The sequence below is a fragment of the Sphingomonas sp. FW306-1B-B10E genome, assembly GCF_058782005.1.
Map to the genome: position 1 here is coordinate 1 of NZ_JBYSXG010000022.1, position 21,968 is coordinate 21,968.

General features: G+C 66.8%; 30 protein-coding genes and 1 riboswitch. Of the genes, 17 read left to right on the forward strand and 13 right to left on the reverse strand.

Going from position 1 to position 21,968, the window contains the following annotated elements:
- Positions 1-39 precede the first annotated feature (39 nt).
- Positions 40-396 carry a VOC family protein gene (locus tag AC3WJI_RS10410; protein WP_492757194.1) on the reverse strand — a complete coding sequence of 119 codons (357 nt, stop codon included), beginning with the start codon at positions 394-396 and terminating at the stop codon, positions 40-42.
- Positions 397-536: 140 nt separating this feature from the next.
- On the opposite strand from AC3WJI_RS10410, the gene AC3WJI_RS10415 reads away from it, so the two are divergent.
- A complete protein-coding gene (locus AC3WJI_RS10415) occupies positions 537-1,049 on the forward strand; it encodes a TetR/AcrR family transcriptional regulator (RefSeq protein WP_492757195.1) in 513 nt (170 codons plus the stop codon).
- 26 nt (positions 1,050-1,075) lie between these two features.
- On the opposite strand, the gene AC3WJI_RS10420 is transcribed toward AC3WJI_RS10415, so the two are convergent.
- From AC3WJI_RS10420 to AC3WJI_RS10430, 3 genes are read right to left on the reverse strand one after another with little or no spacing between them, the layout of a single operon-like run.
- Positions 1,076-1,882: an EamA family transporter gene (locus tag AC3WJI_RS10420; protein WP_492757196.1), complete on the reverse strand. Its 807-nt coding sequence runs from the start codon at positions 1,880-1,882 to the stop codon at positions 1,076-1,078.
- 23 nt (positions 1,883-1,905) lie between these two features.
- Positions 1,906-3,201, reverse strand: coding sequence for a metal-dependent hydrolase family protein (locus AC3WJI_RS10425; RefSeq protein ID WP_492757197.1), 1,296 nt, complete (start codon positions 3,199-3,201; stop codon positions 1,906-1,908).
- Between the two features lie 58 nt (positions 3,202-3,259).
- On the reverse strand, positions 3,260-4,843 hold the full coding sequence (locus AC3WJI_RS10430) for a cisplatin damage response ATP-dependent DNA ligase (RefSeq protein WP_492757257.1): 1,584 nt from the start codon (positions 4,841-4,843) through the stop codon (positions 3,260-3,262).
- A gap of 106 nt (positions 4,844-4,949) precedes the next feature.
- On the opposite strand from AC3WJI_RS10430, the gene AC3WJI_RS10435 reads away from it, so the two are divergent.
- The 3 genes from AC3WJI_RS10435 to AC3WJI_RS10445 all read left to right on the forward strand — a co-directional run bounded on the left by AC3WJI_RS10435 (position 4,950) and on the right by AC3WJI_RS10445 (position 6,624).
- Positions 4,950-5,621 carry a hypothetical protein gene (locus AC3WJI_RS10435; RefSeq protein ID WP_492757198.1) on the forward strand — a complete coding sequence of 224 codons (672 nt, stop codon included), beginning with the start codon at positions 4,950-4,952 and terminating at the stop codon, positions 5,619-5,621.
- Between the two features lie 33 nt (positions 5,622-5,654).
- On the forward strand, positions 5,655-6,191 hold the full coding sequence (locus AC3WJI_RS10440) for a hypothetical protein (protein ID WP_492757199.1): 537 nt from the start codon (positions 5,655-5,657) through the stop codon (positions 6,189-6,191).
- 124 nt (positions 6,192-6,315) lie between these two features.
- A complete protein-coding gene (locus AC3WJI_RS10445; protein WP_492757200.1) occupies positions 6,316-6,624 on the forward strand; it encodes a hypothetical protein in 309 nt (102 codons plus the stop codon).
- A gap of 252 nt (positions 6,625-6,876) precedes the next feature.
- On the opposite strand, the gene AC3WJI_RS10450 is transcribed toward AC3WJI_RS10445, so the two are convergent.
- Together AC3WJI_RS10450 and AC3WJI_RS10455 are read right to left on the reverse strand one after the other, a co-directional pair.
- Entirely contained in the window at positions 6,877-7,371 is a 495-nt protein-coding gene (locus tag AC3WJI_RS10450) for a Dps family protein (RefSeq protein ID WP_492757201.1), read from the reverse strand.
- Between the two features lie 103 nt (positions 7,372-7,474).
- Positions 7,475-8,041, reverse strand: coding sequence for a TMEM165/GDT1 family protein (locus AC3WJI_RS10455; RefSeq protein WP_492757202.1), 567 nt, complete (start codon positions 8,039-8,041; stop codon positions 7,475-7,477).
- A 73-nt stretch (positions 8,042-8,114) separates the two neighbouring features.
- Between AC3WJI_RS10455 and AC3WJI_RS10460 the strand changes: the two genes are divergently transcribed.
- From AC3WJI_RS10460 to AC3WJI_RS10470, 3 genes are all read left to right on the forward strand, one after another.
- Positions 8,115-8,693, forward strand: a complete 579-nt coding sequence (locus AC3WJI_RS10460; RefSeq protein ID WP_492757203.1) for a DUF2059 domain-containing protein — start codon at positions 8,115-8,117, stop codon at positions 8,691-8,693.
- Between the two features lie 123 nt (positions 8,694-8,816).
- Complete coding sequence (gene rpmG / locus AC3WJI_RS10465) at positions 8,817-8,984, forward strand: 50S ribosomal protein L33 (protein WP_025560997.1); 168 nt, start codon at positions 8,817-8,819, stop codon at positions 8,982-8,984.
- Between the two features lie 100 nt (positions 8,985-9,084).
- On the forward strand, positions 9,085-9,375 hold the full coding sequence (locus AC3WJI_RS10470) for a hypothetical protein (RefSeq protein ID WP_492757204.1): 291 nt from the start codon (positions 9,085-9,087) through the stop codon (positions 9,373-9,375).
- 58 nt (positions 9,376-9,433) lie between these two features.
- Here AC3WJI_RS10470 and AC3WJI_RS10475 read toward each other — a convergent pair whose 3' ends face one another.
- Positions 9,434-10,693 carry a hypothetical protein gene (locus AC3WJI_RS10475; protein WP_492757205.1) on the reverse strand — a complete coding sequence of 420 codons (1,260 nt, stop codon included), beginning with the start codon at positions 10,691-10,693 and terminating at the stop codon, positions 9,434-9,436.
- Between the two features lie 119 nt (positions 10,694-10,812).
- Positions 10,813-10,923: riboswitch (TPP riboswitch) on the forward strand.
- 35 nt (positions 10,924-10,958) lie between these two features.
- Between AC3WJI_RS10475 and thiC the strand changes: the two genes are divergently transcribed.
- The 3 genes from thiC (at position 10,959) to AC3WJI_RS10490 (ending at position 14,591) form a co-directional block, all read left to right on the forward strand.
- The gene (thiC, locus tag AC3WJI_RS10480) at positions 10,959-12,893 is read left to right on the forward strand and encodes a phosphomethylpyrimidine synthase ThiC (RefSeq protein ID WP_492757206.1); all 1,935 of its coding nucleotides are present in this window, start codon (positions 10,959-10,961) and stop codon (positions 12,891-12,893) included.
- A 69-nt stretch (positions 12,894-12,962) separates the two neighbouring features.
- Positions 12,963-13,328 carry a hypothetical protein gene (locus AC3WJI_RS10485; RefSeq protein WP_492757207.1) on the forward strand — a complete coding sequence of 122 codons (366 nt, stop codon included), beginning with the start codon at positions 12,963-12,965 and terminating at the stop codon, positions 13,326-13,328.
- Between the two features lie 375 nt (positions 13,329-13,703).
- Positions 13,704-14,591: a hypothetical protein gene (locus tag AC3WJI_RS10490; RefSeq protein ID WP_492757208.1), complete on the forward strand. Its 888-nt coding sequence runs from the start codon at positions 13,704-13,706 to the stop codon at positions 14,589-14,591.
- Positions 14,592-14,645: 54 nt separating this feature from the next.
- On the opposite strand, the gene AC3WJI_RS10495 is transcribed toward AC3WJI_RS10490, so the two are convergent.
- A complete protein-coding gene (locus AC3WJI_RS10495) occupies positions 14,646-14,918 on the reverse strand; it encodes a hypothetical protein (protein WP_492757209.1) in 273 nt (90 codons plus the stop codon).
- 393 nt (positions 14,919-15,311) lie between these two features.
- Between AC3WJI_RS10495 and AC3WJI_RS10500 the strand changes: the two genes are divergently transcribed.
- From AC3WJI_RS10500 to AC3WJI_RS10525, 6 genes are all read left to right on the forward strand, one after another.
- Entirely contained in the window at positions 15,312-15,839 is a 528-nt protein-coding gene (locus tag AC3WJI_RS10500; protein WP_492757210.1) for a hypothetical protein, read from the forward strand.
- Between the two features lie 102 nt (positions 15,840-15,941).
- Positions 15,942-16,196, forward strand: coding sequence for a DUF5654 family protein (locus AC3WJI_RS10505; protein WP_492757211.1), 255 nt, complete (start codon positions 15,942-15,944; stop codon positions 16,194-16,196).
- A gap of 21 nt (positions 16,197-16,217) precedes the next feature.
- Complete coding sequence (locus AC3WJI_RS10510; RefSeq protein ID WP_492757212.1) at positions 16,218-16,724, forward strand: 2'-5' RNA ligase family protein; 507 nt, start codon at positions 16,218-16,220, stop codon at positions 16,722-16,724.
- Between the two features lie 68 nt (positions 16,725-16,792).
- Positions 16,793-17,269 (forward strand): DUF1579 domain-containing protein, encoded by a 477-nt coding sequence (locus AC3WJI_RS10515; protein WP_492757213.1) that lies wholly within the window; start codon positions 16,793-16,795, stop codon positions 17,267-17,269.
- Between the two features lie 76 nt (positions 17,270-17,345).
- Positions 17,346-17,738, forward strand: coding sequence for a DUF6632 domain-containing protein (locus tag AC3WJI_RS10520; protein ID WP_492757214.1), 393 nt, complete (start codon positions 17,346-17,348; stop codon positions 17,736-17,738).
- A gap of 42 nt (positions 17,739-17,780) precedes the next feature.
- Positions 17,781-18,113, forward strand: a complete 333-nt coding sequence (locus AC3WJI_RS10525; RefSeq protein WP_492757215.1) for a LysR family transcriptional regulator — start codon at positions 17,781-17,783, stop codon at positions 18,111-18,113.
- Positions 18,114-18,376: 263 nt separating this feature from the next.
- Here the strand turns inward: AC3WJI_RS10525 and AC3WJI_RS10530 are convergent, their stop codons facing one another.
- The 5 genes from AC3WJI_RS10530 to AC3WJI_RS10550 all read right to left on the reverse strand — a co-directional run bounded on the left by AC3WJI_RS10530 (position 18,377) and on the right by AC3WJI_RS10550 (position 21,211).
- The gene (locus tag AC3WJI_RS10530; RefSeq protein ID WP_492757216.1) at positions 18,377-18,784 is read right to left on the reverse strand and encodes a hypothetical protein; all 408 of its coding nucleotides are present in this window, start codon (positions 18,782-18,784) and stop codon (positions 18,377-18,379) included.
- 108 nt (positions 18,785-18,892) lie between these two features.
- Complete coding sequence (locus AC3WJI_RS10535) at positions 18,893-19,270, reverse strand: DUF2141 domain-containing protein (protein ID WP_492757217.1); 378 nt, start codon at positions 19,268-19,270, stop codon at positions 18,893-18,895.
- Positions 19,251-20,027, reverse strand: coding sequence for a sterol desaturase family protein (locus AC3WJI_RS10540; RefSeq protein WP_492757218.1), 777 nt, complete (start codon positions 20,025-20,027; stop codon positions 19,251-19,253). Before AC3WJI_RS10540 ends, AC3WJI_RS10535 begins: the two co-directional genes overlap by 20 nt.
- A gap of 30 nt (positions 20,028-20,057) precedes the next feature.
- Positions 20,058-20,609 carry a DUF2585 domain-containing protein gene (locus AC3WJI_RS10545; protein WP_492757219.1) on the reverse strand — a complete coding sequence of 184 codons (552 nt, stop codon included), beginning with the start codon at positions 20,607-20,609 and terminating at the stop codon, positions 20,058-20,060.
- Between the two features lie 11 nt (positions 20,610-20,620).
- On the reverse strand, positions 20,621-21,211 hold the full coding sequence (locus AC3WJI_RS10550; protein WP_492757220.1) for a TetR/AcrR family transcriptional regulator: 591 nt from the start codon (positions 21,209-21,211) through the stop codon (positions 20,621-20,623).
- A 77-nt stretch (positions 21,212-21,288) separates the two neighbouring features.
- Here AC3WJI_RS10550 and AC3WJI_RS10555 point away from each other — a divergent pair, with 77 nt between their 5' ends.
- Positions 21,289-21,903 carry a glutathione S-transferase family protein gene (locus AC3WJI_RS10555; RefSeq protein WP_492757221.1) on the forward strand — a complete coding sequence of 205 codons (615 nt, stop codon included), beginning with the start codon at positions 21,289-21,291 and terminating at the stop codon, positions 21,901-21,903.
- Positions 21,904-21,968: the final 65 nt, after the last annotated feature.

The window sequence follows — 21,968 nt, forward strand, 5'->3', positions numbered from 1 at the left end:
CCCCAACCCCTCCCCTGAAGGGGAGGGGCTTACGACCTACTACTCCAGCACGCGCCCCACCCGCACCAAAGTCCCGCTCGGATCGCTCACTGCGAACTCGTACACGCCCCAGGGTTTGCGCTCGGGCGCGCCGGGCGCGAGGATCAACTCGCGCACCTTGTCGGCGACCGCGTCGACATCCTCGACATACAGATACAGCCCGATCGGATTGTCCTCGACATTGCCCGGCCAGCCGCGCACCCGGTTGAGATGGAGATGCCAGCCGCGCCCGTCGGCGAGGATGCGGTAATGGCCATGATCGCTGACCACGTCGAACCCGAGCCGCGCGTAGAACGCCTCGCTCGCGTCGAGATCGTCGCTCGGCAGGATCGCTGCCACATAATGCGCATCGCTCATCGTCCACTCCTCGGTTTGCCGCCGCACCCTGCCTCGCGCCCGGCGGCCGCGCGAGAGCGAAACCGACGCGCGCGGCGGCTTCCGGACGAAGCGGCGCAAAAGTCCGGTGCGGCTGCGCGGCGCTGCGCTACAAACTCAATATGGCGGAGCCCACCGACCCGCGCGCCCAGCGCACCCGCGAGGCGATCCTGCGCGCGTTCACCGAGCTCGCGCGCGCCCGCCGCTACGACGCGATCCGCACCGCCGAGCTGATCGCCGCCGCCGGGGTCGGCCGCTCGACCTTCTACGAGCATTTCCGCAGCAAGGAGGACGTGCTGGTCGCCGCGGTCGAGCCGATCCTCCACACGCTCGCCAGCGCCGCACTCGGCCGGGCGAGCCCCGTCCAGGTCCGCGCGATGCTCGAGCATGTCTGGGACCAGCGCGGCGTTGCGCGCTTGCTGTTCGACGGCCGCACCGGCGACCGGCTCCAGCGCCGCATCGCCGTTTTGATCACCGCACGACGCGGCACCGCGGCGACTCTCCCGGCAATGGCCGCCGCCGCCGCACAGCGGACGATGCTCCAAACATGGCTGCGCGGCGAAGTCGCCTGTCCCGCCAAGGACCTCGCCGTCCACATCCTCGCCTGCCGCGCGCTGCTCAGCGATCCGGCCTAGTGCTCCTGCGAAAGCAGCAGCACGATTCACCGCGTCAGGATCAACACCGCCCCACCCAATATCCCGAGCACGCCGACCGCGCGCCCGGCGGTCACGCGCTCCTTGAGCACGAAGGTCGCGATCAGCAGCGCGGTGACCATTCCCGTTTCGCGCAGCGCCGCGAGCGGCGCGGTCGGTCCCAGCGCGAAGGCACTGAGCGCCAGACCGTAGGTCAGGATCGACAGCGCCCCCGCCACCGCGCCGGCGCGCCACTGGGTCCGCGCCGAGGCGAAGATCCGCCCGCGCGACAGGCCCGCGAACATCGTCACGGTCAGGCTGCCCATCAGCACGAACATCCACACGATGAAGCTCGCCGGCGTCGGCGCCGCGCGCACCCCGTGCGCGTCGATTACCGTATAGGCGGCGATGGTAACGCCGGTGAACAACGCCCAGCCGAGCCCTTCGCGGCTGATGTGCCGCCCGCTGACCATCACGAACATCGCCGCGCCGATCAATGCGATTCCCGCTAGCTCGCGCGCACGCGCCGCCTCGCCGAACACGCCGATCGCCAGCGCCGCGGTGACCAGCGGCGCGGTGCCGCGCAGGATCGGATAGGCCGCCGAGAAGTCGCTGGTCTCGAAGGCACGGACCAGTGCGTAGAGATAGGCGCAGTGCAGCAACGCCGTCGCCGCGAGCCAGCCCCACGCCCCCGCAGGCAGCGGCACCAGCAGAGTCGCCGGCAGCAGCAACACCGCGCTCGATCCGTCGATCAGCGCGCGCCCGGCCATCTTGTCCTTGCCGCCCTTGAGCACGGCATTGACCACCGCGTGGATCGACCCCGAGGCGAGCATCATCGCTGGGGCAAGCGTCTCGGGCCTCACTGCATCGGGATCGGCTTGCCCGCGGCCATGACGTAGCCGACATGGAGCAATGCGGCGGGATCGCTCAGCGGATCGCCGTCGACCGCGATCAGGTCGGCCGACTTGCCGGCGTCGAGCGTCCCCGTCTCCGCCGCCAGCCCGAGCAGGTCGGCGCCACCCTTGGTCGCCGCGATCAGCGCATCGCGCGGAGTCATCCCCGCCTTGGTGACCATCAGCCCAACCTCCTCGGCGTTGCGGCCGTGCGGATAGACCGCGGCGTCGGTGCCGAGCGCGATCTTGACCCCCGCCTTGTACGCACGCCCGAGCGCCTTGCCCCATTGGTCGAGCGTCTGGCGCGCCTTCACTTCGCTCGCGGGCGCGAAGATGCCCTTGCCGAGATACATGTCGAGCCCGCTGAACGCCATCAGCGTGGCCGAGAAGTACGTTCCGCGCGCCTTCATCAGCTGCACATCGGTATCGTCGGCAAAGGTGCCGTGCTCGATCGAATCGACTCCGGCGCGCACCGCCGCCTCGATCCCGCGCGCGCCATGCGCATGTGCCGCGCATTTGCGGTGCATCTCGTGCGCGGTGTCGCAGATCGCCTTCATCTCTTCGTCGGTGAAGTGCTGCTCGAGCCCCATCGCGCCCGGATCGAGCACCCCGCCGGTGGCGTGGAACTTGATCGCGTCGACGCCCGCCGCGGCGAGCCGGCGCACCGCCTTGGCGCATTCGGCCGCGCCGGTGCACACCCAGAATTGCACGCCCTCGTGGTCGATCGCCTGGCGCAATTCGGGCGACAGTCCCGCGGTCATGTCGCCATGCCCGCCGATGATCGACAGCGCCGGCCCGGACACCTGGATCCGCGGCCCGGGAAAGCCCCCCTCGGCGATCGCGTCGCGCATCGCCAGGCTGGCATCGAGGCCGCCGCCGAGATCGCGCACCGTGGTGAAGCCCGCACGCGCCGTGATCAGCGCATTCCTGAGGCCGACCGTGGTCGAATAGGCCTCCGAATATTTGGTGGTCATTCCCTGATACCAGGGCTCGCCGGCGTTCATCGTCAGGTGGACATGGACGTCGATCAGCCCCGGCAGCACGGTCTTGCCGCGCATATCGACCACCGTCGCGCCGGCGGGCGCGGTGGCGCCGTCCTCGATGCGGAGGATCCGCCCCTTGTCGACGATCACCGTCGAAGGGCCGCGTGCCGGCTTGGCCGCATCGGTGATCAGACGCCCGGCCTGGATCGCATAGGTCTGCGCGAACGCAGACGGCGCCAGCGCGAGCATGGCAGTGGCGGCAAGCAGCGTGCGGATCATGTAGCGTCTCCCCCTGTTTTCGCCGAGCTTATTGCAAGGCGCCACGAAGTCGAGGGGGTCAGGTCGCCAGCTTGCGCAGCGTCTCGATCGTGTCGGCTTCGCGCGCCGGCTTGTCGTTGCGGATCCGGCTGATCCGCGGGAAGCGCATCGCCAGCCCCGATTTGTGCCGCTTCGATTCGTGGATCGAATCGAACGCCACCTCCAGCACCAGCGACTTGTCGGTCTCGCGCACCGGGCCGAACCGCTTGACCGTGTGATTGCGGACATGATGGTCGAGCCATTTCAGCTCCTCGTCGGTGAAGCCGAAATAGGCCTTGCCGACCGGCAGCAATTCGCCCTCGGGCGTCCAGGCCCCGAAGGTGAAGTCCGAATAAAAGGAGCTGCGCTTTCCGCTGCCGCGCTGGGCGTACATCAGCACGCAATCGGCGGTCAGCGGATCGCGCTTCCATTTGTACCAAAGCCCGACGCGCCGCCCGCCGACATAAGGCGAATCGCGGCGCTTGAGCATCACCCCCTCGATCGCCGCGTCGCGTGCGCCGGCGCGGATCTCCTCGAGCCCGGCAAAGTCCGCCGCTTCGATCACCGCCGAGATATCGAACCGCTCGGGATCGAGACGCGCGGCGAATCCCTCGAGCCGCACCCGCCGCTCGGACCAAGGCAGCGCGCGCAGATCCTCCAGCCCGTCGAACAAAATGTCGTAGAGCCGCACGAACGCCGGATATTCGGCCAGCGTCTTGGCCGGCACCACCTTGCGCCCCAGCCGCTGCTGGAGCGCGTTGAAGCTCGCCGCGCCCCCCTCGCCGCCCTGCGCGCTGCCCTTGACCAGCAATTCGCCGTCGAGCACCCCCGGCGTCGCGAAGGCCTGGGCGACCTCCGGAAAGCTGTGCGTGATGTCGTCGCCCGCGCGGCTGTACAGCCTTGTTTCGCCCGCGACATGGACGAGCTGGACGCGGATCCCGTCCCATTTCCACTCGGCGGCATAGTCGTCGAGACTGACCTGCGTCTCCTCGAGCGGATGCGCGAGCATGAACGGACGGAAGACGGGCACATTGTCTGGCGTCGGCTGAGTGCCCCGCCCCTCGGCCCAGTCGAACAGCGGCGCATAAGGCGGCGCCAGCCCGTGCCACACTTCCTCCACGGCATCGACATCGAGCCCGAACGCCTGCGCCAGCGCGGTCTTGGCCAGCCGCGCCGACACACCGACGCGCAGCGCCCCCATCGCCAGCTTGAGCAGGGCGAAGCGCTCATCGGCCTCGAGCCGGTCGAGCATCCCCGCCAGCGCCGCCGGCGCATCGGACTTGGAGATCGTGCCGAGCACGCGCACCACTTCGGACAGGGTCAGCGGCTCGCTGGTCGGCGGGGGCACGTCGGGGGTCGGCCATAACAAGGCGATCGTCTCGGCCGAATCGCCGACGAAATCGCGGCTCAGCGCATAGAGCACCGGATCGACGCGCGTCTCGATCAGCGCCCGGACCAGCGCCGGCTTGACCGCGGGCAAATCGAGCGTCCCGGTCAGCGCCGCCATCGCCCAGCCGCGATCGGGATCGGGGGCGCTCGCCAGATAATCGCCGATCAGCCGCAATTTGGCGTTGCGCGAGCGGGTATAGATCAGGGCGTCGAGCAGATCGGCGAAGGCGCGCATGGTCGCGCAACGCATGATGCCGCCGATGCGCTCCCGTCACGATTCAGCGCCGAGCCGGTCAAAGCGCGGGATTGCGGCGCATGGCGTCCCAACGCATCATGGCCGCATGGACTTCATGAAGTGGCTAAACTCGCTCGACGAGCTTCTCTACGAAGTGATGAGCTGGCTGCTTTTCTTTCCGCTCACCTTGGCGCGCGCAGCACTTCGTCCATTCGGTGTGATGGAAGAGGTCGCGAGAGAATCGCTGCTTCCGCAAGACGAGCAATATGCCTCGGTGCTCAGTCCGCCGCTCTTCCTCGCTTTGGCGTTGCTGCTCGCCCATACGGTCGCCACCGCGCTTGGTCAGACCGACGCGATCATTGCCAATCGCCACGGCCTCGCCGGCCTCGTCAACGACAATGCCAGTGCGCTGGCGCTGCGCATGGTGGTGTTCGCGTCATTCGCCTTGTTTCTCGCAGCCCGCCTTGTCCGCGCGTCCGGCCAGGCGCTGGACCGACGCTCATTGCGCCTGCCCTTCTACGAGCAATGCTATCCCACCGCCGTGTTCGCCCTCGGGCTCAGCCTGGGCACCAGTCTCGCGATCGTGCCGCATCCAGCGATTCGGACCGCCGGCATCGCATTGCTGGGTGCGACCACGATCAATTTCCTGCTGCTGGAGATTCGCTGGTTTTCCCGGACGCTCGCCAAGGGATATGTCGGCGCTGCGGCAAGCGTGCTAGTCGGGCTCTTCGAGGGGGTGGCCTTCCTCGTCCTGATTGGCTTCCTCTTCACGCGTTAGCTACCTCATGTGCTCAGCGAGGAGGATCATTCCATGCGTTTCGCACTCTTCTTGGCCGGCATTGCCGCCACCCTTCCTCTCTCTGCATCGGCACAGACGCCTGGCGACGTCGCCGACCTCGTCGGTGCGCGCGCTGCCGGCGGCGAAACGCAGATGGAGTCGCGCGGCTGGGTGCACATCAAAACCGAAAAGGGCGACGACCGGGCGTGGAGCTATTGGTGGAACCCGGCGCAGCGACAATGCGTGAGCATCGCGGTGGTCGAAGGCAGGTTCGACGCGATCACCAGAACGCTGGCCCCCGATTGCAACCAAGCTTCCGAATCAAGCTATTCCGGCGAGCGGGCGCCAACCCGCGGTTCCGTCCCCCTGAACGACCTTGTGACGATGCGTGCGTCGAGCGCCGATGTCGAGCTGCAGCGCCGAGGGTTCAAGACGCTTCGCGCCTATCAGGCGGGTGAGAGCGCATATACGATCCGGTCGAACGACGCGACGGGCCAATGCGTGCAAGTTGCGGTCACCGATGGCCGTATTCGCTATATCGCGCCGCTGGGGCGAAAAACCTGTCGGTGATCATCGCTCGACCAAGGCGGAGGCATCCGCTTCCGTGATCCCGCTCAGCCATGGCGATCCCGTAAAATTGCCGCTAGGTTCGCGCCGCCGGCAGCCTGCCGGTCCTTGGGAGGGTTCCGCTCACATGAAGTTCATCGTTCCGGCTGCCGCCGCGCTCGCCTGCCTCGCACCCGCCGCCTTTGCCCAGACCGCGCCCGCACCGGCCGCACCCGCTGCCGCCGCCAAGTTCAACCTCGATACGCCGATCGAGGCGATCGTCGCCGACGCCCAGGCCAAGGCCGTGCTCGACGCCGACCTTCCCGGCGTCAGCACCCATCCGTCCTACGACATGTTCAAGGGCATGAGCCTGCGCGCGGTCCAGCCGATGTCGAACGGCAAGCTCACCGACGAAGCGCTCAAGAAGGTCGAAACCGACCTCGCCGCGATCAAGTGATCCTTCTTCCCTCTCCCGTTGGGAGTGCGAGGTCGGATCGCGCCCCGCGCGATCCTAGATCATGGGGGGCATGATCTACCTCGCACTGGTTGCGCAGACTTGAGTCAAATTGACGTTCGACTCGGTGCGACGTTTATCCTCCCCCGCCAGGGGGAGGTGGCGACGGAGGGGGAGGACTCACTACGCTCGGTGATTCCTCCCCTCCGTCAGCTGCGCTGACACCTCCCCCTGGCGGGGGAGATCTTTAGGTGCTCACCCCTTGCGGCTGGCCTCGAACAGGAACCAGGCGCGCTCTTCGGCCTGGTCGGTCCATTCGTCGACGATGCCGCTGGTCGCATTGTCGCCGGCGTCCTCGGCGGCCTGCTTCACCGCGCGGAAGCTCTCGACCAGCTTGAGATTGTCGTCGCGCAGCTCGGCGAGCATGTCGCCCGGCGCCACGAAATCCGCATCATTGTCCTGGATCGTCTGGCGGCGCGCGATGTCGCCGATCGAGCGAATCGTGACGTTGCCAGTCTTGCGCACGCGCTCGGCGATCGCATCGGTGACGCCGTAGATCTGCGCTGCCTGGTCGTCGAGCAGCAGGTGATAGTCGCGGAAATGCGGGCCCGAGACGTGCCAATGGAAATTCTTGGTCTTGAAATAAAGCGTGAAGCAATCGGCCAGCGCGCTGTTGAGCGCATCGGCGACGCTCTTGGTGTCGTTGCGGTTGAGGTCGGTGGGCGTCTCTAGCGCCTTGGTGTCTGCCATCATTTCCTCCAAAAAACGATACGGTTGCCCAACGAGCGCGATATAGGGTTCGCTCCGCGCGCTGCCACGCGCAAATTTCGATGAGAGCGATCAGCCCCGTCGATCACCCTGTCAGCCGCAACGCCCCGAGCCCGATGACGATCCCCGCAACCAGGAACAGCGCCGATACGGTATAGCGCAGCCAGCGCAGCGGCAGCCGGCGCCACTCGGACTCACCCAGCACCGCCGCGACGATTCCCACCGCCAGCGCGCCGAGCGTGCTTCCTGCCGCCGCGAGCCAGGACGACCCGCCCGCCGCCAGCGCAAAGGTGAAGAACTGCGTCTGCTCGCCGAGCGCGAGCACGAAAATGCCGAGCAGCGGCGTGACCAGCGGCCCGAGACGCCAGCGCTCGAGCCGGCTCGGCAGCCTCGTGCGGATCAGCCCCGTCACCGCACCGGCAAGCAAGGCGACCGCGAGCAGCAGGGCACTCGCATCGGGCCGCAGCGTCGGGGCGACTGCCGCGCCGGCGATCGCGGCGAGCACGCTGCCCGCCCCATGCGCCAGTCCCGCCGCGAGCGCGACGACCAGCGGCCGCCGGAAGCGATCGGCGAGGATCGCAGTGAGCAATGCCGGCCGGTCGCTCGTCTGGGCGAGCAAGGCGAGCAGAAAGGCGGGGACGAGCACTTCCATCCCTGTCATATCGTCATATTGCGCAGGCATCGGCAATGCATACGCCGCGCCGCGCCAGATTTGAGGGACTCCGATGCTTCGATCGCTTGCCATCGCCGCCGCTCTTGCCACCGGTCTGCCGGCCTTGGCGCACGTCCAGACGGCACCGGCGGTCGCCGCTGCGCCCGATCCCGCCCGGCTTGCCGCGGCGCAGGCGCTGATGGAACGGGTGATGCCCGCCGACCGCCGCGACGCGATGGTCGAGCAGATGGTGCGCCCGATGATGCAGAATATCCGCGATACGATGCTCAACGGACCGCTTCTCGCGGAGGCCCGGACCGAGAATCCGAAAATGATGGCCACCTTCGACGGCTTCATGAAGGACGAGTTCGAGCGTTCGATCGCGACGCTCAAGAAGTCGATGCCGGCCATGTTCGACGCGATGGCCCGGGCCTATGCGCGGCGCTTCACGCTCGACCAGTTGCAGGCGATCGACACCTTCTTCCAGACGCCCGCGGGCCACGCCTATGTCGAACAGGCGCCGACGATCATGACCGATCCCGATCTGATGGCGGTGCAACGTTCGATGATGGCCAAGACGGCGACCGGGATGCAGCAGCGCATGGCCGCGCTCACCGACAAGCTCATGGCCGAAGCAAAGAAAAGCAACTAGTCGGCAGGCCGGTGACGGCGCCTTCTTGACTTTTCCCCCAGACTCGCGCATCCGCCCCGGCCTGACAGCGGTGCGCCTGCGCGCGCCGCTATTTCTTTTCGAACGATTCAAGGGTTTCGGGTCATGGCCAAGCCGACCACTGTCAAGATCAAGCTCGTCAGCACGGCGGACACGGGTTTCTTCTACGTTACGAAGAAGAACCCCCGCACCCAGACCGAGAAGTTCTCCTTCCGCAAGTATGATCCCGTCGTGCGCAAGCATGTCGAGTTCAAGGAAGCCAAGATCAAGTAAGCCGCGGGGCCGCCCCAGCCCTGCATCCGGAACCTAGTGCGGTTTCGGCGATTGGTGCGCGAGGCCCGAATCGGGCCCGCGAAACCATAAGGGGAACCCCATGAAGATTCTGCTCAAGGCGACCGTGGTCGCCGCCGGCCTGCTCGCGCTCGGCGCCTGCGGCAAGAATGCCGACGATCAGGCCGCGTCGAACATCGAATCGATGGCCGAGAACAAGTCCGACGCGCTCGAAGCGCAGGCCGATCAGGCCGCCGCCGCCGGCAACGACCAGCTCCACGATGCGCTCGAAGCCCAGGCCGACAATGTCGAGGACCGCGGCCACGACGCCGCCGACAAGGCCGATGACGACGACGACGCCCGCGTCGAGGACCAGGTCAAGAACACGCTGTAATCCGCCGGCAAGGCACGTGAGGGGCGCCCCGCCGCGAGGCCGGGCGCCCTTTTTGCATTCAGAGCCCTGCGGTCGTCGCCGCCGGCTGCGGCTCGGGCTCGGGCAGCGCCTCGGCGCCGGGCAGGTCCCAGCGGTCCATCGTGATCGCCGAGCAGGCATAGGTCGCACGGTTGCGCAAAGTCGCCGGCTTGAGCGCCGCGGCGAGGCCCGCCTGCTTGGCGGAGAGCACTTGCCGTGCATCCTCGGCATGCGCCGTCCAGGCGATCGCGTTGAGCTTGGCGCCGCTCGACATCCGCGCGTCCATATAGGGCACGAAGTCGCCTAGATAGGCGACTTCGCCCGCGCCGACATGGAAGGTCGGCGCGCCGAAGCAATAGCTGTTGGTCACCGGCAGCTTGCCCACCGCGCTGCCCATCAGCACGTAATCGCCCGGGGTCAGCCGCAGCACCTGCACCTCATAGCCCGCCTTGCGGTCCTTGCTCGCGACGTTCAGGCTGTAGGTCGTCTTGTCGCCCTTCTTCTTCCAGTCCTTCGGCCGGTAGACGAGGTCGCGCCCCGCCACGTCGTAGCGGGCGATGGCGAGGCTGCCCGATCGTCCCGCGCTGCCTTCGTCGGGGCGGCGGAAGCCGAGCACCAACGCCGCCTCGCCCGGCGCGAGCGCGAACGGCGCGGCGGGATCCACTTTCTTGCCCAGCCACAATTGCCCCGGCCCGGCGAGCGGCGCGTCGAGGCGGAGCTGCGGATCGGCGGGCAGCACGAAGCTGGTCCGCTCGGTCACTTCGCCCTCGACCTTCTCGGCGCCGACGATCGTGTCGAAATAGGCGCTGCGCTCGGCATCGGTCATCGCCGCGACCCGGACCGCGGTCGCGCTCGGCACCTCGACCAGCCGCCAGCCCTTGATCAGCAGGCACGAGCGACGATTGTCGCGGCGCTGCTGGCCCTGCTGGATCAGATTGGCGAACAATCCGCCCAGTCCCGCGCCGACCCCCGCCGCCACCGGCGAGATCACCGCCGGGTTGTAATAATAGGGAATCGTCCCCGACGGCGTGCGCGATCCGCGCGCGATCAGCCGGCAGGTCTGCCAGTCGGAATCATATTGCGCGCGCGTCGCGCCGGGCCGGTTGTAGAAGCGGCTGTCCTTGAGGTCGCGCGCCGCATCCTTGGCGATGTCCTCGGGACTATCGTCCGAGACCGGTTCCTGCGGTACCGCCGGCGCACTGCTGCCGGTCGGCACGAAGATCGTATTGCCTGCCTGCGCGAAAGCCGAGGCCGGCAAGCTGGTGGCGAGCAGAATGGCGGCAGAAAGCCGGTAGCGCATGAAATCCTCCCCTGTTGCGCGCAGAATGCGCGTCTTCCCCGCCGCAAAATCTAGCCGCCGGATCGCGTCCGTCCAGAGCAAATCCGCGCTTTCCCTCGTCGGGCCATGGGTCTAGGAGTCGGCCATCCCCGGGGGACCGCCGACGCAGCGGTTGAGAGGAGGGCCGCAGCCCTCGACCCGCTGAACCTGATCCGGCTGACACCGGCGTAGGGAGGGAGCGGCGCTTCACCCGAGGTCCGTTTTCTCCCGTCCAAGGAGAAGACGAATGGCCGACGTTGATTCGAAGATGGAACTGGGTTCCTCCGGAACCCAGCGGCCCGCCCGCACCGAGCTCCAGGTAACCACCGGCCCGATCCGCGGCTCGCGAAAGATCCATGTCGGCCCGCTCAAGGTCGCGATGCGCGAAATCGACCTCGAGCCCTCGTCGGGCGAACCGCCGATTCGCGTCTACGACACCTCGGGCCCCTACACCGATCCCCAGGCCCGGATCGACATCATGGCCGGCCTTCCCGAGTTGCGCGCCCCCTGGATCCGCGCCCGCGGCGATGTCGAGGAAGTCGCCCAGCGCGAAGTCCGCCCCGAGGATAACGGCCAGCTCGGCCCCGACCGCAGCGGCGGCGTCCAGCCCTTCCCGAACGTGCGCAAGCAGGTGCTGCGCGCCAAGCCCGGCGCCAATGTCAGCCAGATGCACTATGCCCGCCGCGGCATCGTCACCCCCGAGATGGAATATGTCGCGACCCGCGAGAATCTCGGCCGCGCCCGCCTCGCCGAATATGTCCGCGACGGCGAGAGCTTCGGCGCCTCGATCCCCGACTACGTCACCCCCGAATTCGTCCGCGACGAAGTCGCCCGCGGCCGCGCGATCATCCCCAACAACATCAACCACCCCGAGAGCGAGCCGATGGCGATCGGCCGCAACTTCCTGGTCAAGATCAACGCCAATATCGGCAACAGCGCGGTCGCCTCGAACGTCGCCTCCGAAGTCGACAAGATGGTCTGGTCGATCCGCTGGGGCGCCGACACGGTGATGGACCTCTCCACCGGGCGCAACATCCACGACACCCGCGAGTGGATTCTCCGCAATTCTCCCGTCCCGATCGGCACCGTCCCGATCTACCAGGCGCTCGAAAAGGTCGGCGGGATCGCCGAGGAGCTGACCTGGGAGATTTTCCGCGACACGCTGATCGAGCAGGCCGAGCAGGGCGTCGACTATTTCACCATCCATGCTGGCGTGCGGCTCGGCTACATCCCGATGGCCGCGAAGCGCGTCACCGGCATCGTCAGCCGCGGCGGCAGCATCATGGCGAAATGGTGCCTCGCCCACCACAAGGAGAGCTTCCTCTACGAGCGCTTCGACGAGATCACCGAAATCATGAAGGCGTACGACATCGCCTACAGCCTCGGCGACGGCCTGCGCCCCGGCTCAATCGCCGACGCCAATGACGAAGCCCAATTCAGCGAGCTCTACACGCTTGGCGAGCTCACCCACCGCGCCTGGAAGCAGGACGTCCAGGTGATGATCGAAGGCCCCGGCCATGTGCCGATGCACAAGATCAAGGAGAATATGGACAAGCAGCTCGAGGTCTGCGGCGAGGCGCCGTTCTACACGCTCGGGCCACTCACCACCGACATCGCGCCGGGCTATGACCATATCACCAGCGGCATCGGCGCCGCGATGATCGGCTGGTACGGCACCGCGATGCTCTGCTACGTCACGCCCAAGGAGCACCTTGGGCTGCCGGACCGCGACGACGTCAAGGTCGGCGTGGTGACCTACAAGCTCGCCGCCCACGCCGCCGATCTGGCCAAGGGTCACCCCGCCGCGCAGGTCCGCGACAATGCCCTGTCAAAGGCCCGCTTCGAGTTCCGCTGGCGCGACCAGTTCAACCTGTCGCTCGATCCCGACACCGCCGAGGAATATCACGACCAGACCCTGCCCGCGGAGGGCGCCAAGACCGCGCATTTCTGCTCGATGTGCGGCCCCAAATTCTGCTCGATGCAGATCAGCCAGGAAGTCCGCGCCTTCGCCAACAAGCAGAACCAAGGCGTCGAAGGCTTCCTCGCCACCGGCCCCAGTGGCGCGGAGGCCGCCGCCGCCAGCAAGGCCGCGGCGCTGGCCGGGATGGCGGAGATGAGCAAGGTGTTCAAGGAAACGGGGAGCGAGCTGTACATGGGCCAGGGCGACCGCGAGCACGATTGAACTGGATGCGTCGCTAACTTCACTGCAATCTTTTGAGCGTTAACTGCCGTCCAACAAGGGGGGTGTCTCATGCACGACAAGAAGACTGCGGCGCTGGGAGCGATTCTGCTGCTGATCGGCGGTTGCAACGCACCTGCGGGTAGCAAGGCGACGCTGCCAGCGGGCGAAACCGATCTGTCCTGCGCCGCATTGATCTTCGCCAGAACGAACCTGGTGGAAGACAAGGCCGTCTCCGGCGGAGGCTTCGGAGGCTATGTTGCGACCATGACAAAGTATACGAGCGCTTATGCGGCATCCAAGGGGATCGGCGCAGACGAGGCTCTCGGCCAAGTGAAGGTCGAAGCCTATCGAATGACCGGAAAGGTGCCCGGTGCCAGCGTGATCCTGTCGAGCGAAACCATCGACCGCCGGGCCAAGGCCTGCATGCCTTCGTAGGTCGGCCGGACCGAGATGGCGCACCGGGGCCGCGCCCGTTCCGCGGGCGCAGCCGGTTCAATCGGCCGCGCGATGTGCGGCCCGAAAATTCGCTCGACGCTTCAGCCAGGAAGCTTGAAATTTACTGCGTCTCGCGCAGCAAATAGCGACAGCTGTAGCAAGCCGCGATCCCTAACTCGCGGCCCTGGCCAACAAGCAGAACCAGAGTGTCGAAGGCAGCATTGCCACCGGCCCATCCGCGCGGAGATCGCCACCACCAGCAAGGTCGCGGCGCGGCCGGGATGGCGGAGATGAACAGGTGTTTAAGGAAGCGAGCGAGCTGTATATGGGGGCTGGGGGGACGGAGCATGGCTGAGCTTCGGGAAGGGTCAAATTATGACTGAAGATCAGGACAGGCAAAGAAAGAGGCGGTGTTTTGTCGTGACGCCTATCGGCGGCGATCATAGCACCGAACGTCGACATGCGAACATGGTTTCCGAAATCGCGCTAAAGCCTGTGCTGGAAAAGCGCGGGTACAGCCTCGAAAGAGCCGATCTGAGCACTAATCCTGGGCAAATTACTGCTGCTATATTTTCGGCCCTATATGAGTCAGAACTATGTATAGCCGATTTGACTTTCTTGAACGCCAATGTTATGTATGAGCTCGGCATTAGACATGCCCTGCAGAAGCCGGTTATTCAGATTGCGGAGAGTGGTACTCGTCTCCCCTTCGACACGGCAAATCAGCGCACTCTTTTCTTTGACCCCGGCGACGTTCACTCCTTACAAAAATTAGGATTGGATGTAATTGCTCAAATAGAATGGATTGAAAACCATCCGAACGACGTGTCGAACCCGCTTACTGCAGCGCTTGGGGTGTTTGCGAATGCCGTCACAGCCGACCCTCAAGCTGAAGTTATAAATCAGCTAGCCGGAAGAATTCAAGCTCTCGAAGGAAGCCTTGGGGGAACCGTGGCTCTGGGCATCATGGGGCAAGGCGATCTCGCGACGAAGAACACGGAAGAGGTAAGGCGACTCTGGCTCACCGATCAGAAAGCGCAATCACTCGACTGGGTTGCTAATGAAGACGGTCATCAGATCGCCAAGTATCGAGGTTTTGAGCTCAGGATTGCGCCGGAAAGCAAAGGGAGATGGTCTAGTTCGGCTCGTGACAGTGAGACAAACTACTCCGTACCATGGCCGATTTGGCAATCGTCGGCCGATGATGCCAAATCAACGATCGTTCGAGCCGTCGACGCCGCGCTTGCTGAAAAAGATATTTGATTGAAGCTTTCCGCAACCCCAGCACCGCGCTAATGCGCACTTTAGCGGGCAAACTTATCCCACTTGCAGCGCTTCCAGTACTCCCGGAAAGCGGATCAGCTTGGGATAGGCCCCGCCCACCTCCTCCGCCACACCCTGCGCGATCAACTCGTTGATGTTGTTCATCGCGCCGCCATAGGTCACCCCCAGCGCCTCGGCGAAGTCCGAGATCGAGCGCACCGGCCGCTCGAACGCCAAGTCGATGATCCGCAGCATCAGCGCCGATCGCCGTGCGGTCTGGAATCGTTCGCGATAGTTGCGCTGCAAGTCCTGCAGCCGCTCGACCACGGAAAATCGTTTCCGCGGCAGACGCCGCCACCGCCTCCAGGAAGAATGCGATCCAGTCTTCCCACGCGCCGTCGCGCGACACCGCGTAAATCAGGTCGATATAACGATCCTTGTGGCGCTCCAGATATGGGCTCATCTACAACAGCGGCAGCGGCAGCGGGCCCGGCCGTTGCCGTCGGCGAAGGGATGGATCGCTTCGAACTGGTAACTTCCCACCAGTTTCAACAAAACAGTGATTTCGTGAAAAGTGAGTGGCCCAGTTACGAATTCCGTACAAAGTCGCCCATGCCCCACCTCGCCCGCCAATCCTCTCCGAAACGGATGCGATTGCCTCCAATTCGCGTGGAAACGTCGATACCCTTCGCAGCGGCGTTCACATCCGGGAGGAGGGCGGTGCAAGAGCGGAGCGAGACTGCACGACAGCGCGGCGGCAGCATATTACGGCTGGCATTGGCCCTGCTCGCTCTGCCGCTCTCGCCGACACCGGTCGCCGTCGCCGGCCAGCGAGTCACCGTCCCGGCCCCGCCGCTCGCGCCCGATTTCGCCGCGGTGACGACCAAGCGCGAGGCCGCGAAGCTGGTGCGCAAGCATTTGCTCGTGAAGATCCACTTCTTCCCGGTTGAGCTCGGCGGTCCCAAGGCCGCGGTCAATATCGGCTATGTCACGCCGGAGGCCGCGGCGTCGCACGCGCTGCTGACCCAGATGCTGTCGGAATATGGCGAACGCGGCCTGATCGATCGGCTCGAGATCGTCCCCGAATATAAGGGGTCGAGCATCATCCCGTCGCGGCTTCGGATGAAGGCCTCGCACAGCCGCGGCGGCAAGAGCTTCGAGCGCGTTATCGAAATTTGGGACTGCGGCTTTTGCGCACCGCTCGACCCGCTGCCGGATCCCGATGCGCCCGGCGAAATCGTGGCCTGACTTGCGTGGGGAACGCCACCGTCCGCCCGCTTCCCCCATGCAATCTTGCGCCCGCGCGCGGCCTGCGTCAGTCTCGCCGCACACGAAGCGGAGGAAAGTGCCATGTCCAATCCCCGAGCCTTCATCCAGACCATGATCGCGCTCGCCTCGGCCAGCCTCGGCCTGGTCGCGGCGCTTGCCTGGAACGAGGCGATCAAGGCGACTTTGGCCAAGCTCGGCCTCGGCGACGACCTGACCGGCCTCTACACCTATGCCATCCTCGCGACCGTCATCGCAGTCGTCGTGCTGTCGCTGCTCGGCAAGGCCGCGGCGCGGATCGGCGGCGAAGCGGCGTTCGAGCGCGAAGCCGAAGGCTGAGCGGCGGCGCGGACGCTTCCGATGCGCGCGCGCAACCCGCTCTACATCCAGGCCAAGCCGCCGCCGGACGTGCAGGCGCAGATCACTGCGCTCGCCCGCAACGATCCCGGCCGCGGCCCCGAGCTGCTCCACGCCACGCTGGTATCGCTGTTCGACCTCCATCGCGCCCCGCCCGACTGGCTCCCGCGCACCGTCGCCGCGCTCGACAGCTTCGCCGCCAAGCCCTTCCCGCTCGCCTTCGATCGGATCGAGAACCGCAAGGCGGTTACCCTGCGCACCAAGGCGCCGCTTGCCGAGGCCCGCGCCTTCCAGGCCGCTTTGGTCCGCCACCTGGTCGAACAGAAAGCCCCGATGATGCTCGGCACCACGCCCGAGCCGCACGTCACGATCAACTATGCCGGCGATCGCCTCCGCGCCGAAAAGATCGCGGCCATAGGCTGGACGGTCGACGAGATCCTCCTGGTCGAGAGCTTGGTCGGCAAGGCCACCCATGTCGTGCACGGCCGCTGGCCGCTCCGCGCCGGTTGACGCGTTCCGCATCTGTTCCGCGCACCCTATCCCTGTTATGCCCTGCCGCTTTTCGCAGGAGACCAGGCATGCCCGACGCACCCCATTGTCCCGATTTCGATTTCCAGCAGGGCCGCTGGCAGGTGCGGCACCGCCGTCTCGAGGCCCGCCTCGCCGGCTGCCACGACTGGGAAGAATTCGACGGCGCCTGCGAGCAGCGCCCGATCCTCGCGGGCAACGGCAATGTCGAGGAGCATCTTCTCCATTTCCCCGCCGGCGCCTATCGCGCGATCGCGCTGCGCTCCTGGGACCCGGCGACGGCGCGCTGGGCGATCTGGTGGCTCGACAATCGCGCGCCGCACAGCCTCGACACGCCGGTGATCGGCAGCTTCGAAGACGGCGTCGGCACCTTCTACGCCGACGAAGTCCAGGACGGCCGCACCGTCCGCATGCGCTTCCTCTGGCTGCGCACCGACACGGATACGCCCCACTGGGAACAGGCGCTGTCCGCCGACGGCGGCGCGACATGGGAGACCAACTGGACGATGAATTTCGCGCGGGCGTGAGCCGCGCAGCACCCCCGATTTACCTGCACGATCGATGAGCTATAGTTGCCGCGTCCGCGTATCGGGGGAATTCGCCATGACCACGCACAAGCTGCTGCAAGCCGCGCTGCTCCTGTTCGGCGTGACTTGCTGCCTGCTCTATCCGCTCGCGATTCTCTGGCCGTCGGGCTGGGCGTGGCATGACGGCCCGCCCGCCGCGTCCAACTATTTCCTGATGATCGTCGGGCTCTACGTCACGCTCGGCATCTTCCTGATCCGTGCCGCCGCCGATCCGCGCGCGCATCGCTCGTTGATCCTGTTCGCGATCTGGTCGAGCCTGGTGCACGCCGTAATCATGGCGGTGCAGGCGTTCGCCGAGCCGATGCACAGGGCGCACCTCCCCGGCGATGTCGCCGCGCTGCTGGTCATGGCGGCGGTACTCGGCTGGCTGCTCCACGCCGATCGCGCGCTGGATAGCGCCGTCGCATGACCAGGCTTTCAATGTAGGATTTGATCTGCTCCATCCTGTTCGATGGAACAGCAGCAGCACCGCAACCCGCCGCCCGCCCGCACTGCCGTGCCGGCCGCTCCCCGCAACAAACCGCCGATCGAGCCGCCGCCCCGCGCGCAATGGACGCCGGCCAAGCAGCGGATCTTTCTCGCCGCCTTGCTCGAGACCGGCAGCGTCGCGCGCGCGGCGCGGGCCGCGGGCATGTCGCGGTCGAGCGCGCACCGCCTGCGTCGGCGTCTCGCCGGAACCCCCTTCGACCGGCACTGGACCCAGCTTCTCGCGCTCCACGCAGAGCGCATGACCGATCCGTTCGCGCCCGATGCCGCGCGGGTTGCGCCGCCGTTGCCGCGGTGACGCGGGGCGGTCGCCTCGCAGGCGCACCGGTGGCGCACGGCCGTCGCCTGGGTGTCGCGTCGGCGGCGCGTCGCCGTCGCGCTGGCGTGGCTTCGGTGGCGCGCGGCGGTGGCGCAGCTGTCGCGTTGGTGGCGCGCAGGTGTCGCCCCAGCGGCGCGGCATGGGCGCAATCCCGGCGCCAACCCGGCGCTTCGCAGGCGCATTTGCCACTTCACGGCGCCGGACGGACAATTTTGACAATGTCGCTGGCCGGCGGTCGCCTATCAGTGCGCGTCGGGATTGGGATCGAGCTGCGGCTCGCCCGGCTTGGTATAGACCGGCTCGCGCTCGGCCGCTTCCTCGGCTTCGATCTGGCTGTCTTCCAGCTCGCGCTCGCGGCGGACGATCGCGCGCGCCGCGGTAAGCTCGTCCGGCGTGACGGTCACGCTGTCCGCGCCATGGCCATAGGTCAGCTTTGCCCCGCCGCGGCCGGCCCCACGCGCCTGCACCTCGGCGATCGCGCGGCGCATCTCGGGGCTGGTCGGCGGCAAATCGCCGGGAAGAACGGCAGTGGGCTCCTCGATGAAACGCGGCGCCGGTGGGTGATCAGGGGCGAACAGACCCGCGACGACTCGCACCGTCACTGCCAGGCAGAAGATGAACCCCAGTCGCCACGCGATCCCCCTAAGCATGTCGCCGCCCCCTTCGTTGCGGGCACGATGAATAATCCAGCGGCGGTTAAGGATTGCCGAAGGCGGGGTGCTCGACCCGTGCGATTATCGCCTCAGTTGACGCACCGGTCAGAGCAGATAGCGCATCCGCACCTGCTGGCTCGCGCTCCCGCCTGCGGTGACGGCGAAGCGCGCTGCGTCGAAGCGCGGCGGCCCGAAGCGGATCGCCGGATCGCGCGAGAAACCGAAGCCTTCGCGCGGGATGCCGAGCATGGTGTCGAGCTTCGCATTGCCATTGGCGTCGTGGATCACCGCCACGGCATAGTCGCCCGGCGCCAGCCCTTCGAAGCGGATGCGCGGCGCGGCGGCGGGAAGCGTGCGCTTGATGCCGTGGCCGCCGGGCTTGCAGTCGGGAAAGGCGCCGGCATCGGCGGTCAGGCAGAGCTGGATCACGCCTTTGGCGGAGCGCAGTCCGACGATGTCGATCTCAAGGCTGGCGAGTGGCATCGCCCCGGGAAGCAGCGCGAGGCACAGCCCCGCGCCCAGGATGCGCGAAATCGCCGAGCCCCTTGTCGGTGCCGCACAGCCGGTCCCAGAAGCGAAAATAGAGACCATAATTGCATCCATAGAGTTGGTGGTGGCGCTGGTGATGGCTCGCCGTGATCAGCCAGGCCCCCAATGGCCCGCTATGCATGAACCGCGGGAAAATCTCCCAGCCCATGTGGTTGGTCACCCCCATCACGGTCATGATCGTCAGCACCAGAGCGAGCGCGCCGACATGGATGGGGATCACGAAGACGAGCAAAGGGATGACGATCGCGCCAGTCAGGGCCTCCACAGGGTGGAAGCTCATCGCCGCCCAGGCGGTCGGCGGGCGGCTGGCGTGGTGCACGGCATGGGCGATGCGGAACCAGCGCGGGCGGTGCATCCAGCGGTGCGTCCAGTAGAACCAGGCGTCGTGCGCGAGCAAATAGAGCAGTATCGAGACGGGCAAATACCAGAGCGGCCATGCATCCAGATCGGTGTAGATCCGCGTCCAGCCGCGATTCTGCCAGCCCCAGGCGACCACGCCCGCGGGCACGCCATAGATCGCCGCCGAGGCGAGGCTCCAGCCCACTTCACGCCGCATCTGCCTATCGAGCCCGGCATACAGCCCGGGATGGCGCAGCCGCGTCGCCAGCGCGAACCCGCCAGAAGCGGCGAGATAGCGCAGTCCGACGATCACGGTCATCGCGATCGCGGAGAGGAGGATGGCGAGGGCCATGCCCCCGCCTACACCCGCCGCCTGCGCGCGTCACCCGCCTTGCCAGGCCTTGATCGCGTCGATCGGCCAGACCAGCATCAGCACGTTGAGCGTCAGATTGTCGCGGATCAACGCGAGCGTCATCAGCTCGAAGCCGATCGCCAGCGCGACCGTCGCCCAGGCCGGCAGCTTCGATGCGACCCAGAAGCCGAACGCCATCCAGCCGATATCGGCGAGCGAATTGACGATGCTGTCGCCCGAATAGCCGAGCGCGATCGTCGCCTCGCGATAGCGGTTGATGATGATCGGCGAATTTTCGAGCAGCTCCCAGCACCCTTCGACGATGACGGCGATCGGGAGCGCCCAATCGCGCACCCTCCCGCGCAAAGCGAAGTGCGCCGCGGCATAGAACAGGAAGCCGTGGATGACGTGGCTGAAGCTGTACCAATCGGCGAGATGCTGGCTGTTCTCGCTCGAATGGACCACGCCGTGCCACAGCTTGATCGTCCCGCACGGACAGATCGGCGGGCGCGCCATTGCGAGCAGGATGCCGCCGACCGCGAGGCCGAGCAGCAGCGCCGCGATCGCCGCCTTGCGCGGCACGCGCAGCGCGGTCAGTTGCCGCCTCCCGCGATCAGCGCGACGCAGTCGCGCGCGACTTGCTCGAGCTCTTCGCGCGGCGCACCGCCGCGTGCGCGAACGCTGAGCGAATGGAGCACCGAGGCGACCAGCCGCCCGTGCGCCTCGGGCGCCGGGCTCCCCGCCGCGGCGAGCAGTTCGGCGATACGCGCGTCCTCCATCGCAAGAAACGCAGTGAGCTTGTCGCGCACCGCGGGGTCCGATGCCGCCTGGGTCGCCGCGGTGTTGATCACCAGGCAGCCCTCGGGTCCCTCGGTGCCGGTCAGATACAGCCCGATCCCGCCGAACAAGATGCGCTCGACCAGTTCGCGCAAGGGGAGCTTCGCCTCGCCGAGGCGGATCAGCTGGCGCTCGATCCGCGCGGTCAGCCGGTCGATCGCGGCTATGTACAAAGCGCGCTTGTCGCCGAACGCCGCGGCGAGGCTCGGCCGCTTGAGCCCGGTCGCTTCGGACAATTCGTCAAGCGAGGTGCCCGCGAAGCCGTGCGTGCGAAACCGCTCGGTAGCCCGCACTAGCGCCGCGTCGGGATCGAAACTGCGCGGGCGTCCCCGGGCCTTGGTCGACATTTTATGCGAACCCGCAAATAATCTCTTGACCCCGTCATTTCTATGCGAGATCGTAAAGAAATCAAGGGAGGCCGGTCATGAAGCTCTATTTTCGTCCCTTCGCCTGTTCGCTAGCCGCGCGGATCGCGCTCGAGGAAGCCGAGCTCGACGCCGAGTTTGTCGCAGTGCCGCCGGACAGTCGGCTGCCCGATGGCCGTCATTTCAGCCAGGTCAGCCCGATGGGCACCGTGCCTGCGATCGAGACGCGTGGCGGTTTCGTGCTCACCGAAGGCCCGGCGGTGCTGACCTATATCGCCGAGCTCGCGCCCGAGGGGTCGCTGAGCTTCACCGGCTTTTCCGACGCGCATTACCGTATGCTCGCCTGGCTCAACTTCACCAGCACCGAGCTGCACAAGGCGGTGTTCCTGATCCTGCTCGGCAAGGCGGCGGGCCCCGAGGAGCGCGCCGCGGCGCTGGCCCGCGTCGTCAAGCCGTTCGACGTGCTGGCGCGCCACCTCGACGGCCGCGAATTCCTCGAGGAGCGCTTCACTGTCGCCGACGCCTATCTGCTGTCCGTGCTCAACTGGTGCGAGCATGCCGGCGTGGCGATCGCCGACTGGCCGGTGCTGCTCGCCTATCGCACGAAACTTCGCGCCCGCCCGTCGGTGGCAAAGGCGATGGCCGAGGAGTGGCCGCTGCTCAAGGCCGCCTGAACTCTCGGGGGCGAGCCGCATCGCTCCGCTCCCGCCACCCCTGCCCTCCCTGGCCCTGCGCCGGG

Excerpts from the sequence above, each read along its gene's own strand:
- AC3WJI_RS10410 (WP_492757194.1), bottom strand. The coding sequence starts at position 396 with ATGAGCGATGCGCATTATGTGGCAGCGATCCTGCCGAGCGACGATCTC.
- AC3WJI_RS10415 (WP_492757195.1), top strand. The coding sequence starts at position 537 with ATGGCGGAGCCCACCGACCCGCGCGCCCAGCGCACCCGCGAGGCGATC.
- AC3WJI_RS10420 (WP_492757196.1), bottom strand. The coding sequence starts at position 1,882 with ATGATGCTCGCCTCGGGGTCGATCCACGCGGTGGTCAATGCCGTGCTC.
- AC3WJI_RS10425 (WP_492757197.1), bottom strand. The coding sequence starts at position 3,201 with ATGATCCGCACGCTGCTTGCCGCCACTGCCATGCTCGCGCTGGCGCCG.
- AC3WJI_RS10430 (WP_492757257.1), bottom strand. The coding sequence starts at position 4,843 with ATGCGCGCCTTCGCCGATCTGCTCGACGCCCTGATCTATACCCGCTCG.
- AC3WJI_RS10435 (WP_492757198.1), top strand. The coding sequence starts at position 4,950 with ATGGACTTCATGAAGTGGCTAAACTCGCTCGACGAGCTTCTCTACGAA.
- AC3WJI_RS10440 (WP_492757199.1), top strand. The coding sequence starts at position 5,655 with ATGCGTTTCGCACTCTTCTTGGCCGGCATTGCCGCCACCCTTCCTCTC.
- AC3WJI_RS10445 (WP_492757200.1), top strand. The coding sequence starts at position 6,316 with ATGAAGTTCATCGTTCCGGCTGCCGCCGCGCTCGCCTGCCTCGCACCC.
- AC3WJI_RS10450 (WP_492757201.1), bottom strand. The coding sequence starts at position 7,371 with ATGGCAGACACCAAGGCGCTAGAGACGCCCACCGACCTCAACCGCAAC.
- AC3WJI_RS10455 (WP_492757202.1), bottom strand. The coding sequence starts at position 8,041 with ATGGAAGTGCTCGTCCCCGCCTTTCTGCTCGCCTTGCTCGCCCAGACG.
- AC3WJI_RS10460 (WP_492757203.1), top strand. The coding sequence starts at position 8,115 with ATGCTTCGATCGCTTGCCATCGCCGCCGCTCTTGCCACCGGTCTGCCG.
- rpmG (WP_025560997.1), top strand. The coding sequence starts at position 8,817 with ATGGCCAAGCCGACCACTGTCAAGATCAAGCTCGTCAGCACGGCGGAC.
- AC3WJI_RS10470 (WP_492757204.1), top strand. The coding sequence starts at position 9,085 with ATGAAGATTCTGCTCAAGGCGACCGTGGTCGCCGCCGGCCTGCTCGCG.
- AC3WJI_RS10475 (WP_492757205.1), bottom strand. The coding sequence starts at position 10,693 with ATGCGCTACCGGCTTTCTGCCGCCATTCTGCTCGCCACCAGCTTGCCG.
- thiC (WP_492757206.1), top strand. The coding sequence starts at position 10,959 with ATGGCCGACGTTGATTCGAAGATGGAACTGGGTTCCTCCGGAACCCAG.
- AC3WJI_RS10485 (WP_492757207.1), top strand. The coding sequence starts at position 12,963 with ATGCACGACAAGAAGACTGCGGCGCTGGGAGCGATTCTGCTGCTGATC.
- AC3WJI_RS10490 (WP_492757208.1), top strand. The coding sequence starts at position 13,704 with ATGACTGAAGATCAGGACAGGCAAAGAAAGAGGCGGTGTTTTGTCGTG.
- AC3WJI_RS10505 (WP_492757211.1), top strand. The coding sequence starts at position 15,942 with ATGTCCAATCCCCGAGCCTTCATCCAGACCATGATCGCGCTCGCCTCG.
- AC3WJI_RS10510 (WP_492757212.1), top strand. The coding sequence starts at position 16,218 with ATGCGCGCGCGCAACCCGCTCTACATCCAGGCCAAGCCGCCGCCGGAC.
- AC3WJI_RS10515 (WP_492757213.1), top strand. The coding sequence starts at position 16,793 with ATGCCCGACGCACCCCATTGTCCCGATTTCGATTTCCAGCAGGGCCGC.
- AC3WJI_RS10520 (WP_492757214.1), top strand. The coding sequence starts at position 17,346 with ATGACCACGCACAAGCTGCTGCAAGCCGCGCTGCTCCTGTTCGGCGTG.
- AC3WJI_RS10525 (WP_492757215.1), top strand. The coding sequence starts at position 17,781 with ATGGAACAGCAGCAGCACCGCAACCCGCCGCCCGCCCGCACTGCCGTG.
- AC3WJI_RS10530 (WP_492757216.1), bottom strand. The coding sequence starts at position 18,784 with ATGCTTAGGGGGATCGCGTGGCGACTGGGGTTCATCTTCTGCCTGGCA.
- AC3WJI_RS10535 (WP_492757217.1), bottom strand. The coding sequence starts at position 19,270 with ATGCCACTCGCCAGCCTTGAGATCGACATCGTCGGACTGCGCTCCGCC.
- AC3WJI_RS10540 (WP_492757218.1), bottom strand. The coding sequence starts at position 20,027 with ATGGCCCTCGCCATCCTCCTCTCCGCGATCGCGATGACCGTGATCGTC.
- AC3WJI_RS10550 (WP_492757220.1), bottom strand. The coding sequence starts at position 21,211 with ATGTCGACCAAGGCCCGGGGACGCCCGCGCAGTTTCGATCCCGACGCG.
- AC3WJI_RS10555 (WP_492757221.1), top strand. The coding sequence starts at position 21,289 with ATGAAGCTCTATTTTCGTCCCTTCGCCTGTTCGCTAGCCGCGCGGATC.